This is a genomic window from Bifidobacterium thermophilum (assembly GCF_002846655.1).
In the GTDB taxonomy this organism is placed as follows: Bacteria; Actinomycetota; Actinomycetes; order Actinomycetales; family Bifidobacteriaceae; genus Bifidobacterium; species Bifidobacterium thermophilum.
On sequence record NZ_PCGX01000002.1, the window covers coordinates 29,394 to 46,916 of the forward strand.

Annotated in this window: 14 protein-coding genes and 1 tRNA gene; 6 read left to right on the forward strand and 9 right to left on the reverse strand. The window is 61.1% G+C overall.

Annotation, left to right across the window (positions count from 1 at the left end):
- Positions 1–171: 171 nt before the first annotated feature.
- From CQR48_RS01175 to CQR48_RS01195, 5 genes are all read right to left on the reverse strand, one after another.
- Positions 172–245, reverse strand: a tRNA-Lys gene (locus CQR48_RS01175).
- 152 nt (positions 246–397) lie between these two features.
- Positions 398–658 (reverse strand): mycoredoxin, encoded by a 261-nt coding sequence (locus CQR48_RS01180; protein WP_101451715.1) that lies wholly within the window; start codon positions 656–658, stop codon positions 398–400.
- A gap of 266 nt (positions 659–924) precedes the next feature.
- Positions 925–1,587 carry an amino acid ABC transporter permease gene (locus CQR48_RS01185; protein WP_033506597.1) on the reverse strand — a complete coding sequence of 221 codons (663 nt, stop codon included), beginning with the start codon at positions 1,585–1,587 and terminating at the stop codon, positions 925–927.
- A 66-nt stretch (positions 1,588–1,653) separates the two neighbouring features.
- On the reverse strand, positions 1,654–2,475 hold the full coding sequence (locus CQR48_RS01190; RefSeq protein WP_101451716.1) for a transporter substrate-binding domain-containing protein: 822 nt from the start codon (positions 2,473–2,475) through the stop codon (positions 1,654–1,656).
- Positions 2,476–2,671: 196 nt separating this feature from the next.
- Positions 2,672–3,406, reverse strand: coding sequence for an amino acid ABC transporter ATP-binding protein (locus tag CQR48_RS01195; protein ID WP_101451717.1), 735 nt, complete (start codon positions 3,404–3,406; stop codon positions 2,672–2,674).
- A 247-nt stretch (positions 3,407–3,653) separates the two neighbouring features.
- Here CQR48_RS01195 and CQR48_RS01200 point away from each other — a divergent pair, with 247 nt between their 5' ends.
- Positions 3,654–5,330, forward strand: a complete 1,677-nt coding sequence (locus tag CQR48_RS01200; protein WP_101451718.1) for a C69 family dipeptidase — start codon at positions 3,654–3,656, stop codon at positions 5,328–5,330.
- Positions 5,331–5,500: 170 nt separating this feature from the next.
- Here the strand turns inward: CQR48_RS01200 and CQR48_RS01205 are convergent, their stop codons facing one another.
- From CQR48_RS01205 to CQR48_RS01215, 3 genes are all read right to left on the reverse strand, one after another.
- Positions 5,501–6,631 carry a glycosyltransferase family 2 protein gene (locus tag CQR48_RS01205; RefSeq protein WP_101451719.1) on the reverse strand — a complete coding sequence of 377 codons (1,131 nt, stop codon included), beginning with the start codon at positions 6,629–6,631 and terminating at the stop codon, positions 5,501–5,503.
- Between the two features lie 293 nt (positions 6,632–6,924).
- A complete protein-coding gene (locus CQR48_RS01210; protein ID WP_244898875.1) occupies positions 6,925–7,755 on the reverse strand; it encodes a TetR/AcrR family transcriptional regulator in 831 nt (276 codons plus the stop codon).
- A gap of 102 nt (positions 7,756–7,857) precedes the next feature.
- A complete protein-coding gene (locus tag CQR48_RS01215) occupies positions 7,858–8,514 on the reverse strand; it encodes a DUF6652 family protein (protein ID WP_143252446.1) in 657 nt (218 codons plus the stop codon).
- Positions 8,515–8,747: 233 nt separating this feature from the next.
- On the opposite strand from CQR48_RS01215, the gene ftsY reads away from it, so the two are divergent.
- Positions 8,748–10,058, forward strand: coding sequence for a signal recognition particle-docking protein FtsY (gene ftsY / locus CQR48_RS01220; RefSeq protein ID WP_101451721.1), 1,311 nt, complete (start codon positions 8,748–8,750; stop codon positions 10,056–10,058).
- A 379-nt stretch (positions 10,059–10,437) separates the two neighbouring features.
- On the opposite strand, the gene CQR48_RS01225 is transcribed toward ftsY, so the two are convergent.
- A complete protein-coding gene (locus tag CQR48_RS01225; protein WP_244898876.1) occupies positions 10,438–11,718 on the reverse strand; it encodes a cation:proton antiporter in 1,281 nt (426 codons plus the stop codon).
- 407 nt (positions 11,719–12,125) lie between these two features.
- Here CQR48_RS01225 and CQR48_RS01230 point away from each other — a divergent pair, with 407 nt between their 5' ends.
- The 4 genes from CQR48_RS01230 to CQR48_RS01245 all read left to right on the forward strand — a co-directional run bounded on the left by CQR48_RS01230 (position 12,126) and on the right by CQR48_RS01245 (position 17,448).
- Positions 12,126–13,457, forward strand: coding sequence for an ammonium transporter (locus tag CQR48_RS01230; RefSeq protein ID WP_101451722.1), 1,332 nt, complete (start codon positions 12,126–12,128; stop codon positions 13,455–13,457).
- Positions 13,458–13,751: 294 nt separating this feature from the next.
- Positions 13,752–15,035 (forward strand): ammonium transporter, encoded by a 1,284-nt coding sequence (locus CQR48_RS01235; protein ID WP_101451723.1) that lies wholly within the window; start codon positions 13,752–13,754, stop codon positions 15,033–15,035.
- Between the two features lies 1 nt (position 15,036).
- Positions 15,037–15,375, forward strand: a complete 339-nt coding sequence (locus CQR48_RS01240) for a P-II family nitrogen regulator (protein WP_015449732.1) — start codon at positions 15,037–15,039, stop codon at positions 15,373–15,375.
- Positions 15,376–15,615: 240 nt separating this feature from the next.
- The gene (locus CQR48_RS01245) at positions 15,616–17,448 is read left to right on the forward strand and encodes a [protein-PII] uridylyltransferase family protein (RefSeq protein ID WP_101451724.1); all 1,833 of its coding nucleotides are present in this window, start codon (positions 15,616–15,618) and stop codon (positions 17,446–17,448) included.
- Positions 17,449–17,523: the final 75 nt, after the last annotated feature.

Here is a 17,523-nt window from a genome sequence, read left to right on the forward strand (position 1 = left end):
CTCATCACTCTTGATACAGATATGCGGCCATCCTTGCCGCGTTTTGTATCATTTATTGTATCAACGCAGTTTGGGGAAGCAGTCCCATACGTGGCAGATTGGGGACAATCCTTGCGGGGGAATTTGCTGGATGTGCGGCGAATATACACCACATGCGAACTCAGAGAAAAGTGCCCCCCGTGGGACTCGAACCCACAACCCACGACTTAAAAGGACGCTGCTCTAACCAATTGAGCTAGAGGGGCAACACACGGTATTGTACACCATGCCGCGACCGCCACGCCGGTCATCGTCATGGAAGTGTGCAAGTGGCGGGGCTGTGGCAGGTCAACGCTTGTGACAAGCCGCTCTTCCCGCAGCTGCGTCATCACTGTGGAAAGAGCGGCTCGAGGCGAGCTTATGCTTCGACAGGCAGCGCACCCAGCTCCTGCAGCTTCGCCTTGATGTCGTTGGCCGACGGCTCCACCTGGAACGATCCGTCCGCATACTGGACGACCGGGATGTGCTTCTGTCCGCTGATTTCCACAGCCTTGTCGGCAGCGCCGTCCTCCTGCTCGATGTCGTGCCAGTCAAACGCCGCTCCGAAGCGGTTCAGTGCCTCTTTGGCCCGCTTGCAGTCGCCGCACCAGCTTGCGCCATACACGTTGATATCGCTCATACTTCCTTCTTTCGTTGCTATGATTGCCGAGGCTCCCGTCCGTTTGCCCCGCACATTGGTTGCCTATGCTATGGCATATCAGCGTCGGTTGCAGCTGTTTGATTCCAAGGTTCGCAGTCGGCGCAAAACGGACAGTTCCGCCGACTGTGCCAGTCCAACTGGCCTCGCCAGTCCCGCAGGCAAAAAGCCAGCCCGGCAAGCAAGGCCGTCCCGCCCAGCCGCATCAGCCCGGCCCGACCGCCTCACATTGTCCAGCGACCCCGCAATCAGCTGTGCGCCGCCAACCGCCGCTCGCACCAATGCTGCACCCAGGTGAGCACCGTGCAGAACAACAGATAGATCACCCCGACCTCAAGGTACAACGCGAGCGGCTCGTAATACACGGCGGTGATACGCTGCGCGGTCATGAACATCTCGACCACGGTGATATTCGCCGCAAGCGACGTGTCCTTAACCAGCGAAATAAACGTGTTGAACAGGGCGGGGAACGCCGACCGGAACGCTTGCGGCAACACAATGCGCCGCATGATGGTCACATACGACATATTCGTCGCATACCCGGCCTCGAACTGCCCGCGCGGCACCGCTTCAATCGCTCCACGCAGGGTTTCGGACGCGTACGCGCCCACATTGAGCGAGAACGCAATGATAGCGGAGGGAATCGCCGGGATGGTTACACCGATGGACGGCAAACCGAAGAAGATCACGAACAGTTGCACAAGCAGCGGCGTACCGCGGAACACCCACACGTAGAACTGCGCGATTTGCGTGAGCACAGGCGTGCGCGCCACGCGGGTGAGCGCCACGATAATCGCCAACGCGAGTCCGATGGCGAAGGAAACCAGGGTGAGTGGAATCGTCACCGTGATTCCCGGAATCAGTAGTTTGCCGAACGAATCGACGACAATCTGCCATACCCTGCCGTCCATTGCGGCTCCTTTCGTAATCTATGCCGGAATCCAGTCCTGCGCCGTCCGCGCTACGGTACGGCAATGCTACTTGCTGGAGATATCCTCACCGAAGTATTTCTTGGAGATCTTCTTGAGCGTCCCGTCTTTACGCAGCTTGGCGATGGACTTGTTGATCGCCTGGGTCAGGTCGTCGCTGCCTTTGCGCAGCGGGAAATGCGCGGCCGGGGTCTTCTCGCTCTTCACCGCGATTTTAATGTCGGCGTTCGGCTTCTGCTTGAGGTAGTCGAGCACAGCGAGCCCGTCGTTGACAATCACGTCGGCCCGCCCGGAGGTCAGGGTTTCCACGGCCTGCGAGAAATCGTTGACCTGGACGAGGGTCGCGCCTTTGTCCTGGGCGACTTTCGCCCAGTTGCTGCCGTTCTGCCCGGCGTCTTTCTTGCCTTTGATATCGTCGAAGGATTTGATGGAGTTGTCGTTCTTGCGGGTGACAACCACGCCGTAGGAGTAGGCGTATGGCTCAGTGAAATCGTATTTTGCTTTGCGCTCGGTGGTGACGGTGATTTCGTTGGCCACGCTGTCGGTTTTCTTGGAATCCACGCTGGCGAGCAGCGAGTCGAAGTTCGCTTCGGAGAATTCGGCTTTCACGCCGAGGTCTTTGGCGACGGCCGTGGCGACCTCCACGTCGTAGCCGGTGAGCTTGTTGGTTTTCGAATCATGGTAGCTGTAGGGCGCGTACGTGCCTTCGGTGCCGAAGACCAACGTGCCTTTGTTCTTGACTTCCTGCAGCGCGCTCGTGGACGAGCTGGAGGAGCCGCAAGCGCCCAGCGGCGCGATGGTGACGATTGCTGCGAGCGCTGCCGCGGCGAGCCGCAAGGCGTGGCGTGTATGTGTAGTGTGTGCGGTCATGGTTTCTCTCCTTATGTGTTTTATATGTTGATGTGTGGTTGATGTCGGGTGATGGCCTATGTGATGTCATGCCGGTCCGGGTGCATCTCCGGTATGGGTGCCGGCGCGGTGACCGGGTAGCGGACGGTGCGGTGCGTGTTGCGCGAGCCCGGCGGGTCAGTGGCCGGCTGGACGGACTGCGAGGGGCGTCAGTGTGTCAGGATGCGAAGGATTGCAGGAATTCCGCGGTTCTCGGCTGTGACGGATGATCGAAGATATCGCTTGCCGAGCCCTGTTCCACAATAGTGCCGTGCTCAAAGAACACGACGTGGTCGGAAGCCTCCCGGGCGAACCGCATCTCGTGGGTGACCATCAGCATGGTCATGCCGTCCGAGGCGAGTTGCCGAATGACTTCAAGCACGCCCCCGACCATCTCCGGGTCAAGCGCGGAAGTCGGCTCGTCAAGGAGTAAGAGCTCCGGTTTCGCGGCAATGGCACGGGCGATGCCCACGCGCTGCTGCTGGCCTCCGGACAGGGTGCTGGGGTAGCGGTCGGCGAAATCGGTGAGCCCGACCCGGTCGAGCTGTTCGCGCCCGATGGTTTCGGCTTCCTTGCGTGATTTGCCTTGCGCGTAGATCAACGGTTCGGTCACGTTTTGCAGCGCGGTCTTATTGGCGAAGAGATTGTAATTCTGGAAGACGAAACCGATTCGTGAACGGATGTCGCGAATCGTCGTCTTGTCGCGGGTCGCCAAATCAACAGGACCGTCGCCGAAATCGATGGTCCCCTTATCGGCATGTTCGAGCACGTCAATCACGCGAAGCAGCGTGGATTTGCCGGATCCGGACGGGCCGATGACGGTGACCGTCGCCGCGTGCGGAATATCAAGATCGATGCCGTTGAGCACGTCATGTTCGCTGTAGCGTTTGTGCACGTCACGGATAGTGATCATCGATGCTCCTTTCACGAGGATCCTCACGGCGGATTGCCTCATCCCACCTTAGAGGGTACGCGGGATGTGGGTAGCGGTGCGGCTATATCAATCCCCTATCGCCCGCTATCAACGCGAACGGCGTTCCCGCCCCCGTCCCCGCGCGGGTGTTGATTCTTTCGCGGACGGCGTTTTTTCTCATCCTGTCCCTGTCCCTGTCCCTGCGACGCCGATCCAGCCCATCCCGATGCCGTTCTACAGTGGAATCATGTCTTGTACTACGCTTCTTGTCGGAAAATCCGCGACTATCGACGGCTCCACCATGATCGCCCGCAACGACGATTCCGGTTCCGGCCGTTACGATCCGAAACGCTTCATCGCCGTGAACCCGGCCGACCAGCCGCGGCACTACCGCAGCGAGCTGAGCCACGTGAGCATCGAGCTGCCAGACGATCCGTGCCGCTACAGCATCGTCCCCAACGCGCTGCCCGGCCGTGGCATCCTCGCGGAATGTGGCATCAGCGAGCGCAATATCGCGATGAGTGCGACTGAGACGATTGCGGTGAACGAGCGGGTGCTCGGCGCTGATCCGATGGTCGAATTGCAGGCGGCGCAAGGCGAGCCAGGCGATGACGATTATCGGCCGGAAGTCCCTGGTGGTATCGGCGAGGAGGATTTCATTACGCTCGTGCTGCCGTATGTGCGTTCCGCGCGCGAGGGCGTCCGCCGGCTGGGGGAGCTGCTGGAACGGTTCGGCACGTATGAGGCGAACGGCATCGCCATTTCGGATGTGGACGACGTGTGGTATGTGGAGACTATCGGCGGACACCATTGGATTGCCAAGCGTGTGCCGGATGATTGCTATGCCGCGATTCCCAACCAGTTGGGGCTTGACGATTTCGATATAGAGGATGCGTTCGGCGATGCCCGTAATCATATGTGCAGCGCCGATTTGGTGGAGTTCATCCGTGATAATCATCTTGACCGTGGAATGGGCAGTGGCGGCAGTGGCGTTTGGCGTGCCGGTACGTTCAATCCGCGCACGCTATTCGGCACGCGTACGACGAAGGATCATATTTATAACACGCCTCGTGCTTGGTATATGGAACGCTACTTGAACCCGAGTGAGGATTGGGATTCGCCAGCCGCCCGCTATACGCCGATATCCGATGACATTCCGTGGTGCCGCCGGCCGGAGAACCGTGTGACGGTTGAGGATGTCGCGTTTTTGATGGCGTCGCATTTCGAGGACACGCCGTATGACCCGTACGGTTCGCGGGGCACGGATGAGACGCGGCGCCGCTATCGTCCGATTGGTATCAACCGCACTGGGCAGATGGGATTGCTGCAAATCCGCCCGTATGAGCCGGAAGCGAACCGGTCGGTGATGTGGCTGCAGTATGGTTCGGGTCCGTTCACTACGCTCACGCCGTTCTATACGAATGTGCGTGATACGCCCGCTTATCTGCGTGACACGGGCGCGGAGGTTTCGACGGATTCGTTCTATTGGACGAGCCGGATTATCGCGGCGCTCGCCGATCCGCATTATGTGTCGAACAGCAATGCGATTGAGCATTATCGTGAGAATGTCATGTCGCGCGGGCATGCGCATATCGCTCGCGTTGATGCCGCGCTGCGGGGTGCGACGAGTGCCGGTGCGAGCGCTGGTGCAGGCGCCGGGGCCGGACATGCCGTGAGCTGCGCCGATATCGAGGATGTCGAAGGCATCAAGCATAGCGGGGTGCGCGTGGATACCCCCGTCGGAGCGACCGACGATGCTGCTTCCGGAGAATCCGCCGATTGCCGTACTGCGTGCGACGCCCTCGAGCAGGCGAACCAGCAAATGGCGGATTACTTGCGCTCGCAAACCCAGGAGCTGCTCAGCAAGGTGCTGTACACGTCCAGCAACCTGATGCGTAACGCCTTCGCCATGTCCGACCGCTGACCGCTCCACCTTCTGCCGACGCTGAGTTGCCTGTGGGTGTCGGCAGAAGGTTTTCGTTCTGTTTCTGCCGACGCTGAGAAGGTCGCGAGCGTCGGCAGAAGGTTGCGCCGACACTCACGAGTTCGACTGAATCCGGCTGAATCCGGAGAGAACGGAACGAACGGAGCGAATCAGTTGAAACCGACCACGTGCTCGGCGATGCTGTATCCGTGCCGGATAACGAAGCGCCCGGTCCGCCCGTGCAGGTTGATCGCGCGCGAAACGAGCTTATGCCGCACATCATGGCCGATTTGCGGTGAAGCGGCATCAATCTCATGCCACAGCTGATCCTTCTGGCGATAATTCTCGCGGTCGCGCGACAAAATCAGGAAGACGCTGGTCACTACGCTGTTGATCGACAGGAAGTGGATCATATACCGGTACAGTCCGTCCGGCACAGTGCCGCGTTCGGGTGTCGCCTCGAGCATGAGATGGTTGACGAGCTGCAGCTGCCGCACACGCCTGATCATCACATCCGTTTGCACGGATTGGCCTTCGCGGCCGATGAAGTAGTGGTAGAACGGCGTATCCAAGTACATGAGCCTGCGCACCCACGGGAACGGCTGATACGAGTAGATGAAATCGACGTAGAACGTGTGCTCGGGCAGAATCATGCCGGATTTGCGCACGACCGAGGTGCGGAAGGTCAGCGCATGCATGATCATGTATTGCGCGATGCCGAAATGCCGCAAATCGTCCCAGCCGAGCCTACGGTTCGCATCCATGACGTTGCTGAAATGCACGACATGCTTGTTGCGTTTGCCAACTTTGTCATAGACGTAATCGGTGACCAGCAGGTCGATGGGCTCCCGTTCGAGGCGTTGCGCGCGCAGGGTTTCCATGACTTGGCCGAGTGAAGCCTTGCCGACCCAGTCGTCAGCGTCCACAACCTTGACGTACATGCCGGCGGCTTCGCGAATGCCGGTATTGACCGCGCCACCGTGCCCCTTGTTCGGCTGGTGGATCGCCCTGACCACGCCCGGATGCGCTGCCTGGAGCCGGTCGGCGAGCTCTGGAGTCGTGTCGGATGACCCGTCGTCGACGATGAGCACCTCGATATCGCCGGTATCGGGCGTGTCGAGCAGCGATGCGACGCAGCGTTCGAGGTACTGTTCCATGTTGTATGCGGGCACTACGAAGGTCAATGTTTTCCCTTGCGCGCGTCCCGCAGGCTGCTCGCCGTCATCGACGTCTGCCGACGGAATCGTTCCTCGTTGAAGATCCGGCTGCGGCTGCGGCGTGGTGTCCGTGAAATTGGTCATTGCTCCACCTTCTGTATGTCCCGTGCAAGGCTACCACGAGATGGAACTGCGTGTAGGCGGGATCACCCCATTTGCTGTGAAATCACCATATTCTGCATGATGATTTCACAGAAGCGTTACCGTCGGTTCAGACCACGGCAAGTCCGGGATTATGCCGCGTCTTCCGGGGACTTGGGATTCGCGGGGGTTGCGGGGTTGCGGTGTCTGTCGTGGTTGATTCGGCAGTGTCGGGAACAGTAGGGTCGGCAGCATTGCCGCTGTGCGTGTTGGTGGCGGACATGCCGAATTCGACCTCACCGCGCTGGCTTATCCTCGCCGGGGTCATTGTTGTCGGTGTCATTGTTTCCGTCGCCGGACGTGTCATGCCCAGTGGCGGCGCTATTCGCAGCCATGCTTTTGTCGGCGTCATCGGCTGAATCGTCCCCGTTCTCGGGCTGCTCGCTGTTCCCGTTCGCGCGCTTCGCCTTCTGTTCTGCCTTCTGCTCGGCTTTCTCGGCCGCTTCGCGCGCACGCTTGGCCTTCGTGCCCTCATAGCGCAGTTCCGGCTTGGCTTCGAGGCGGGACAGGCCGTGCCAGGCGAGGTTGACGATGAGCGCGGCGAGCTGTTCCTTGCCGAGCTTGGGTCGGTCGGCCCAATACTGGCCGGTGAACACGGTCATGCCGACGAGCATTTGCGCGTAGTATGGCGCGCTTTTGACGGGAAGATGCTGGCGTTTGAACCATTCGACGAGGATCTGCTCGACTTTTGAGCTCACATCGCCGAGCAGCGAGCTGAACGAACCGGTCGGATCAGTGCTCGGGGAATCCCGCACCAAGACTTGGAAGCCTTCCGGATTCTCCTCGATGTAGGTGAGGAGTGCGAGGGCAGCGCGTTCCACGATTTGCCGGGGATGGGCGTCCGTGTCGCTGAGCGAACCGATGAGCGCGTCGGTCAGTGCGCGCATTTCGCGGTCGACGACCACGGCGTACAGGCCTTCCTTGCCGCCGAAATGCTCGTAGACGATGGGCTTGCTGACTTTAGCGCTCGCGGCGATTTCCTCGACGCTCACCGCTTCGAACCCCTTGGACGCGAACAATGCCCGCCCGATTGCAATGAGCTGCTCGCGCCGCTGATACGACGTCATCCTCGAACTACTTGCCATAGTGTCTAGTTTCTCACTTCTTGTGGATTTCAGCTGTGGGGCAGGGGGATGGGCGGCGGGTGACGCGGCCGTCCGCAGATGTCTTCAGTACCAGCGCCCGACCGGTTCGCTCGGTGAGCTTCCAGGCCTCGCGCCGGCCCAACCGCTTGGCATCGCATCGGCGCCGACGCCGGGCGCCACGCCAACCCCGTTGCCAGGCCTCGCCCCAACCATCACCACTTCGCGCGATTTCACATACGTCACCACCGCGATGACCACATCCACGCAGAACAGGAAACCGGCAATCGCGAACACCACGCCTTGCCCGCCTGTCATACGTTTGCACCGCACCCCGGCAATCACCGCTGCAAGTTCATACAGTCCGCTCGTCACAATCAGCGTCGCATCGGCGACGAAGCAGAATGCCCACACGGTCAGCGTGATGAACGGTATCTTCAGCGAGAGCACAATCGATACCACGGCCAAGGCGAACACCAGCAGATAGTAGGGGATATGCACCAGTTTGATGATCATCGCATTCCGAGCAAGCGTACGGAATTCCCCGCCGCGGCTGAGCCACACGTATACCCCGCCCACGATGACGGTCGCGACAACCCAACAGATTGAAACCCACGGAATCGCGTCGAGGAATCTGCCGTCCTCGTCCAAGTTCATTTCGGGGAACATTACCAGCAGCCAGAACAGGTAGGGTTGCGCGGCTTCGAACACGGTCAGTGCGGTGAGCGAATGTTTGGTGTTCATATCATGTCCTGCCGTCGATGGTCTATATCTCGCGTCACATGCGGCTGTGCGGATACGGGAGCCGACGAAACGCAGCAGCATGGAAATACAGCGATGCGGAATACAACGATGTGCCTTCCGCTTAACCCAGTGTATCAAGGCGAGTCGAAGACGTTGTGCCGGGTGGGATCGGCGGGTGGGGGCGACGGATGCGTCCAGTCCGGTCTGTCCCTTGAAAACCATAGGCTGGGGGTATGGATACTCAACAGATTATCGCGATTGTTGTGGTGGCGGTTATCGCCATCGCGTTGATTGTCGCCGGCGTGCTTGCTGACCGTTCGCGCAAGAAGCGCATCGATGCGGCTGAACAGTCCCGTGAGGACCGTGAGGCTGCGGCGAAAGCAGCCGCCGACAAGGCGATTGCGGCGAAACAGGCTGCCGGTTCCGAAGCCGGATCCGCCGCCGGGACTGCATCGACGCCGTCCGACCAGAAGTCGGGAGCTGAATCGGCTGAATCGATGAAACAAGCCGAATCAGCGCAATCAGCGGCTTCGTCAACCGAATCCGCCGGTTCGGCCCAATCCGCCCAACCCGAGAGCCAGACCTCTCAGACCGCTGAATCCCAGCCGCAAACGCCGGAATCCGCGACCTCGCGTATGACCCGGCTGAAGGCGCGCCTTGCGAACAGTGCGAACCCCTTCGGCAAAGCGCTGTTCAACATCCTCGCCAAGGATCACCTGTCCGAAGCTGATTGGGAGGATGTCGAAGACACGCTGCTTATGGCCGATGTCGGCGCGGATGCCTCCGAACAGCTCGTCGATGAGCTGCGCAATGACGCCCGCATCACTGGCACGCATGACCCCGCCCAGGTGCGTGAGGCCTTGCGTTCCAAGCTGCTTGCGATGGTCGGCACGGATACTGATCGTCGTCTGAACGCCGACAAGCCCGAAGCGCACAAGCCAAGCGTCATCATCATGGTCGGTGTCAACGGCACCGGCAAGACCACGACCGCCGGCAAGCTCGCGCGCCTGTTCGTAGCCGACGGCAAGAGCGTTATGCTCGGCGCGGCGGACACCTTCCGCGCGGCGGCCGCCGACCAGCTGGAAACCTGGGGCGCGAAGGTCAATGTGCCGGTTGTGCGTTCCGACAAGGATGGCGCCGACCCGGCATCCGTCGCGTTCGAGGCGTCGCAGCGCGCGAAGAACGAGAACGCCGACGTGCTGATCATCGATACCGCGGGCCGCCTGCAGAACAAGGCGAACCTCATGGATGAGCTCGGCAAGATCCGCCGCGTCACCGAAAAGAACTTGCCGGTCGATGAGGTGCTGCTCGTCCTTGACGCGACTACCGGCCAGAACGGCATGGAACAGGCGAAGGTATTCGCCCAGGCAATCGGCATCACCGGTGTCGTGCTGTCCAAGCTGGACGGTTCCGCGAAGGGCGGCATCGTGATTTCCGTGCAGAAGGAGCTTGGCGTGCCTGTCAAGCTGGTCGGTCTGGGTGAAGGCCCGGACGATCTGGCGCCCTTCAATCCGGAGGACTTCGTCGACGGTATTCTCGCCTGAATGCAACACTCGGTGCCGCCGTATGCAGTGACGCTACGGCGGCACTACATACGGCTTACGTGTCCGGTTGCGGCCATCGGTCTCCTGATAGCTAGGCGCGGTATCGAGGTATGTGCAGCATCCCGCAGCATCTTGCATATCTGTAGTACGTTGCGGAACATATCGTTGCTACGAGGGTTCGCGGCCGATCAAACCGGCGAGTACAGACAGCGGATTTCCCATGGTTCTCTTGCGGTATTGACGCTCATCGAACCCTGATAAGCGAGTTGCTTTCCGGCATGTACTACGGATAGCGCGGATACACCCGCCGAATCTCGATTCAGCGGGTGTATCATCGGCTGGCCGCGCCGGCAATGGAATCCGGACGGGTCATAACATGTCAGGCGACTGGTGCAGCCATCCCGACCGCGCTGGTGTCCGCCGCCTGCACATCGATGATGTCCGCAGCTTCACTTTCGGTCTCGATGGCGGCTTCTGCCTTCGCGCTCCCAGCCTCAGCCGCATCATCCCGCGCCGGAGCCCCGTGCAACGCAGCCTTCAAGAACAGCGGCGCAATGAGCGTCACCAGCGAAATCGTGAAAATAATCGTCGAATAGTAGTCGTCCGACAGAATATGCTGCGAGAAGCCGATTTGCGCGGTGATCAGCGCCATTTCACCACGCGGAATCATCCCTGTGCCGATGACGATGGAGCTGCGCCCGTTGAACCCGGCCATCCGAGCGCCCAGCCCGCAGCCGACAATCTTCGTAATGACACCCAGCACGGTCATCACCACAATGAACCACACCAGATGCATGTCATGCACGGCCTCGGTGTTCAAACCGATGCTCACAAAGAACAGCGGCACGAAGAAGCAGTCGCCAATCGGCTCGATATCTCGATCCACCTGCTCGCGGTAGTCGCTGCGGCTCACAGCGATGCCCGCGAAGAACGCGCCCACCGCGTAGCTCAGCCCCACCAGCTCCGAGCACCAGGCCATCGCCAGGCAGATGATTGTCGCCATGATCGCAATGCCGCTCGGCGCTTTGAGCAGCGCGGCGAAGGTCATCAGCCACGGCGCCACCCACAGCACCACCACGACGGTCAGCGCGAAGAACGCGACCTGCTTGAGCGCGATCAGCCCGAGCTGCTGGAATGACACGCTGCCCGTGCTGATCAGCGTGCTCATGATGCTGAGCAGAATCACGCCGATCACATCATCCGCGACGGCCGCGCCCAGAATCGACGCGCCTTCCTTCGTGTCAAGACGCCCTGCTTCCTTCAAGACGGCCACCGAGATCGACACGGATGTCGCGGAGAACACGACGCCGATGAACAGTGATGACATGAGGTCGAACCCGAACACCATGCTCACCCCGCCCATGATGAGCACCGGCGCGACCACACCCATGCACGCCACAATGAGCGCCGCTTTGGAATAGCGTTTCAGCAACCCCAGATCGCAGCCCACCCCGCCTAGGAACATGAGCACGATAATGCCGATATTGCTGAACAATTCCGTCGAACTGCTCGGCTGCATCAGCCCGAGGACGGTCGGCCCGAACACGATGCCCACTACGATTTGGCCGACGACCTCGGGCAGCCCAGTTTTCCGGCAAATCGCACCGGACAGCATGGTCAGCACCAGGATCGCGCATAACGTTGCGACGAACACCGCCATCGGAACCTTCCTTCCCGAACGCCTTGGACATTTCGACCGTCGGCGCCCCGTCACTCCCAGCGTACGTACATAGCACATTTCGCGCGTATGATGCGCATGACATACTCGACGCGCATGGCACGCATACATTCAGCCCGTCTGCCGTCAATCGCCCGCAAACCGACATCATATATATGGATTCACTTACGGATTTACTGTAATCTCGCCGCGGTATCGACTGTTACACGAGCGCAATCTACGTGACCTGACCGTAACAAGGCGTGTGTTCCCAAGAAATCCGCCTGTTTAGCATGGTTGCCAGAATCCGGGACGCACAAGAGACGGGTTGAGGCCGGTTCTTCGGACACAGCGTCCACGCCCTTTGGATTCAGACGGTCATCCATAAGAGAGGAAAGGAAGTGGGTGCCATGTCATCGACCAATGTCATCTGGACATTGCTCGCCGCGACGCTGGTGTTCATGATGCAAGCTGGCTTCGCGATGCTTGAGACAGGCTTCACGCGAGCGAAGAACGCCGGCAATATCGCCATGAAGAACCTGATGGACTACTGTATCGGCACGGTTCTGTTCTGGATTTTCGGTTTCGGCATCATGTTCGGCCCGTCCATCGGCGGCATCATCGGCAAGCCTGATTTCTTCGTGACAAGCAGCTACCAGTACAACCAATACGTTCCGACGATGGTGTACCTGATGTTCCAGACCGTGTTCTGCGCGACATCCGCGACCATCGTCTCCGGCGCCATGGCGGAACGCACGAAGTTCTCCGCCTACCTGATTTACAGCGCCCTGATTTCCGCAATCGTCTACCCGATTTCCGGCCACTGGTGCTGGAACTCGGACGGCTGGCTCGCCCAGCTTGGCTTCCATGACTTCGCCGGCTCCACCGTGGTGCATATGGTCGGCGGCATCTCCGCACTGGTCGGCGCGATTTTCCTCGGCCCGCGTATCGGCAAGTTCGACAAGAACGGCAAGGCCCGCGCGATCCCGGGCCACAGCATGACACTCGCCATGCTCGGCATCTTCCTGCTGTGGATCGGCTGGTTCGGCTTCAACCCCGGCTCCACAATCACCGCTGACGGCAAGGACACCTGGGTGGAGATGGGCAGCATCTTCATCACCACAAACCTGGCGGCCGCTGTCGGCGCGCTCACCGCGATGTTCCTCGCGTGGAAGAAGTACGGCAAGCCGGATGTCGGCCTGACCATCAACGGCGCGCTCGCCGGCCTGATCGGCATCACCGCGGGCTGCGATGTGGTCAGCCCGGTCGGCGCCTTCTTCATCGGCCTGATTTGCGCGTTCATCTACGTGTACGCCGCATCCATCGTCGAAAACAAGTTCAAGATCGACGACCCGGTCGGCGCATTCGCCGCCCACGGTTGCTGCGGTGCCGGCGGCACTCTGCTGGTCGGCCTGTTCGCCAAGGACGGCGGCCTGTTCTACGGCGGCGGCTTGAAGCTGCTGGGCGTCGAACTGCTCGGTGTGGTCGTGGTCGCGGCATGGACCACGGTCACGATGATCATCATCTTCTGGGTCATCAAGCACACCATCGGGCTGCGCGTCTCCGCCAAGGAGGAGCTGTCCGGCCTTGATCTGCCTGAACACGGCCTGGTCGCCGCCTACGCTGATTTCGAGCCGAGCGTGCTCACCAAGAGTGAGGACTCCTATGAGGCCCGTATCGCCCGCGAAGCTGAAGCCGAGGCCGCTGGCGCACCGGCGAAGGAGGCCGCCGCCGCCAAGTAGCAAAGAGGCACGTCCTGTGGCCCCGCCACCTGTGGCACGCCGTCGGACAATGCCCACAATGTGGTCATCAAACTCGGCAGGGATTCCTGTCCATGGTTCCCCGCGAAGCGCGGAATTCGGGACAAGTCGCGGATAATTGTACAAGCGCTGTAACGTTGGCGTAACATTCCGTAACGTTTCGAAAACCCGGCGGGCGTTCCATAACCGTGTCAGTTCCCACATGGGGATTACAAGTGAGTGGTTCGCTCGCCCGCCCGCCTCGTCCAAGGCGGGCGCCGGAGAGGGAGGTAATGTATGGACACCGGAAATGCAGCGTGGATGTTGACATCCGCGGCTCTGGTCTTCTTGATGACGCCTGGTGTGGCGTTCTTCTACGGCGGCATGGTCCGCGCGAAGGCCGTCCTGAACATGTTGATGCTGTCGGCGGCCGCGATTTCGGTCACCGCAATCATTTGGACGTTCTGGGGCTGGTCGATCGCTTACGCAGGCAAGGATATCGGCGGGATCTTCGGCGATCCGGCCACCGGCTTCCTGCTCAAGGACTCCATGGTCGCCAAGGACGGCGTGTTCACCGCCGCCAACACGTCCGGGGATTATCCGGGCAGCATTGATGTGGCATTCCAGGCCACTTTCGCGATGATTACCGTCGCACTGATTACCGGCGCGATCGCTGAGCGTGTGAAGTACAGCACCTGGATGCTGTTCGTGGCGCTGTGGATCACCTTCGACTACGCCCCGATGGCGCACATGGTCTGGAACGGCGGCCTGCTGTCCCCGACGGGTGCCATCTCTCAGGCTCTCGGCGCCGCCGCGCATGATTTCGCAGGTGGTACGGTCGTCCACATCAACGCGGCTACCGCGGCTCTTGTCACCGTGCTCATCATCGGCAAGCGCAAGGGCTTCGGCACGCAGCCGATCCGCCCGCACAACGTTCCGTTCGTCATGCTCGGCGCGTTCCTGCTGTGGTTCGGTTGGTTCGGCTTCAACGCCGGTTCTGCGTTCGGCGCGAACGGCACCGCCGGCTACGCGTGGGTCAGCACGACCGCCGCTGCGGCCGCCGCAATGCTCGCCTGGGGCTTCACCGAGAAGGTGCGTTCCGGTCATTACACCGCGGTCGGCGCGGCATCCGGTATGGTGGCCGGTCTGGTCGCCATCACTCCTGCGGCCGATGTGGTCTCCCCGCTGTGGGCCATGGTGATCGGCGCAATCGCCGGTGTGGTCACCTGCCTGGCGTGCGGTCTGAAATTCAAGTTTGGTTATGACGATTCGCTCGATGTGGTCGGCGTTCACGGCGTCGGCGGCCTGATCGGTACCGTGCTCATCGGTTTCTTCGGTGTCGGCACTGGCCTGTTCACCGGTGGCAGCTGGCGTCAGCTGGTCGTCCAGATCCTGGTGGCTCTCGTCGCCATCCTCTACTCCGCTGTGGTGACCTCGATCATCGTCTTCGCGCTTGAGAAGACGATGGGCTGGCGCGTCACCGAAGCCCAGGAGGTTTCCGGCATCGATATGGCCGACCAGGGCGAGCGTGCATATGATTTCGCTGGCACTGCCAGCTCCGTCCTCAAGGAGGTGAAGTGAGATGAAGCTTATTACCGCTATTATTCAGCCCCATAAGCTTGATGATGTCAAGGAAGCGCTCGCTGCTGCGGGCGTGCACGGCCTGACCGTCTCGGAAGCCAATGGATATGGTCGCCAGCGCGGCCACACCGAGGTCTACCGCGGCGCCGAGTACACGGTGGATCTCATCCCGAAGATTCGCGTGGAAGTGCTCTCCGACGATGCCGACGCGGAAACGCTGGTCGGCGTGATCGTGAAGTCCGCGGGCACCGGAACCATCGGCGACGGCAAAGTCTGGGTCACTCCTCTTGACTCCGTCACCCGCGTCCGTACCGGCGAAACCGGTTCGGCCGCCATCTGAAAGCTCCCGTCCCCGGTGCCGCGGTTTCGTCTGTTTGCCGCGGCGCTGACGGTCGGGTATCGATAAGACAGGTCCCCGCACGTGCTGGCGCAGTGCGGGGATTCTTTATACGCCCGTATCTAGGTTCAAGCGGACTGTTGGCGGGCGGCGCGCCAGCGCATTCGTCACCCGTGTGGGGTGGGCCGCGTCTGATGCGTGGTCCGCCCAAATCGCGGGGAATATGGCTCGCTTGGAGGGGATATGGCTTCTGCGGTTGATGGATTGAAACAACGCTTCATGGACGTCAGCAAGCCGGATGACGACGGCGTCTACCGTCACGGCAAGGACAAACGCAAGCAGCGTACGCAAATCGCGATGACCAGCCTGCGCGAACTGTGGAAGGAAGCGGTCGAATCCGTGCCCTTCGACGTGCCCGAACATGGAGTGGGTCTTGCCGCGGTCGGCTCCCTTGCGCGCGGGCAGATCGGCCCGAGCTCCGACATTGACGTCGTGCTCATGGTCGAGCCGCACGCGTTGAAAGACGACCAGCTCAACCAGCTGGCGAACAAACTGTGGTATCCCCTGTGGGACAGCGGTCTTGACCTCGACCATGCGGTCCGCACCCGGCAGCAGTGCGAGTCGGTTACTGACCATGATTTGCCGGCTGCGATGGGTTGGCTGTTCGTGCAGCCGGTCGCCGGGGACACTGAACTCATCGAGAAAACGGCGAAATCCATTCTCGAACGCTGGCGTAAAGCGGCGCGCAAACGATTGCAGGAGTTGCTTGATTCGGCGTCGTCGCGGCTTGAGGAGTTCGGCCGGCTGCCGTACCTCAATCAGCCGGATATCAAGGAGGCGCGCGGTGGATTACGCGACACCGTGCTGGTGTCGGCGCTCGCCGCATCATGGCTCGCCGATCGGCCCCACGGCTCGTATGACGAGGCGGTCGAACGGCTGCTGGATGTGCGCGACTGCCTACACGTGGTCGCAGGTAAGGAAACCAACTTGCTGCTGCCCGCCTACCAGCCGAAGGTCGCCGCGATGCTCGGTCTGGCCGACCCTACCCTGCCGGAAGGCGAGCGTGAGGCTGATGCGGTTGAAGGGTTACAGACCCTGTTGGCCACGTTGGGTCGTCGTATTGCGTTCTCGTTGGATTCCACTGCTTCGCACGCACGGCACACGCTTACCCATGAAAAACCGCGGTTCGCGTTCTTCCAGATGTTCCAGCCCCGGGCGGGCGGCAAACGTGAGGCGCCGACCTTCAAAACCATCGCGCCCGGCGTCGTCGAGCATGAGCAGGAGGTAGCCCTCGCCGTGGGTGTCGAGCCGAGTGAGGACGCGACCTTGCCATTGCGTGTCGGGGTGGCGGCCGCGGAATACGGCCTGCCGATTAACCCGTCAACCCTGCTGAATCTCAAGCATTGCCCGGTCACCGATAAGAGCTGGGACCGCGAGACGCGCGAACTGTTCATCCGGTTCCTGGCAACGGGTCAGGCACTGCCGCCGGTGTGGGAGGAGCTTGATTTCGTTGATTTGCCGGGCAGGTGGATGCCCGAGTGGCTGGGCGTGCGCAACCGGCCGTCCGCGTCCGCGGCGCACCGCTATACGATTGACCGCCATATGATCGAAGTCGTCTCACAACTTGGACGTGAAGCGCCGAGCGGCATGCGCTACGACGACACACAATACGCGACACTGCTGTTGGCAGGGCTGCTGCACGACATCGGCAAGCGGCCGGGCGTACGTGACCATGCGGCCGAGGGCGCAAGGCATGTGCCGGTCATTCTAGGACGTATGGGCTACGACGACCAGGTGGTCAGCCGGGCGACACTGCTGGTGCGCGAGCATCTGACGCTCTCGCAATTCGCCACGGGCAAGGATCCGGAGGATCCCGCGGTTGGCCGCGAGCTTGCTGGGCGTGTTGAGAACGACCCGGTGCTGCTGGACATGCTGTTCGACCTGACGCGGGCGGACGGCTCGTCGCTGGGCGCCACATCCGGCGAAGCGATCACCAAGCAGTACGGCTGGTCGCGCTGGCGCGAAGCGACCGTGCGCATGATGTACCAGGCCGCGCGCGAGGCGATGGAGGACTGAGCGAGATTGGGCTGGGCTGACGGGCCGGGGCTGACGGGCTGGGGCTGACGGGGTTGTTGCGAAGCTTGCCGGAGT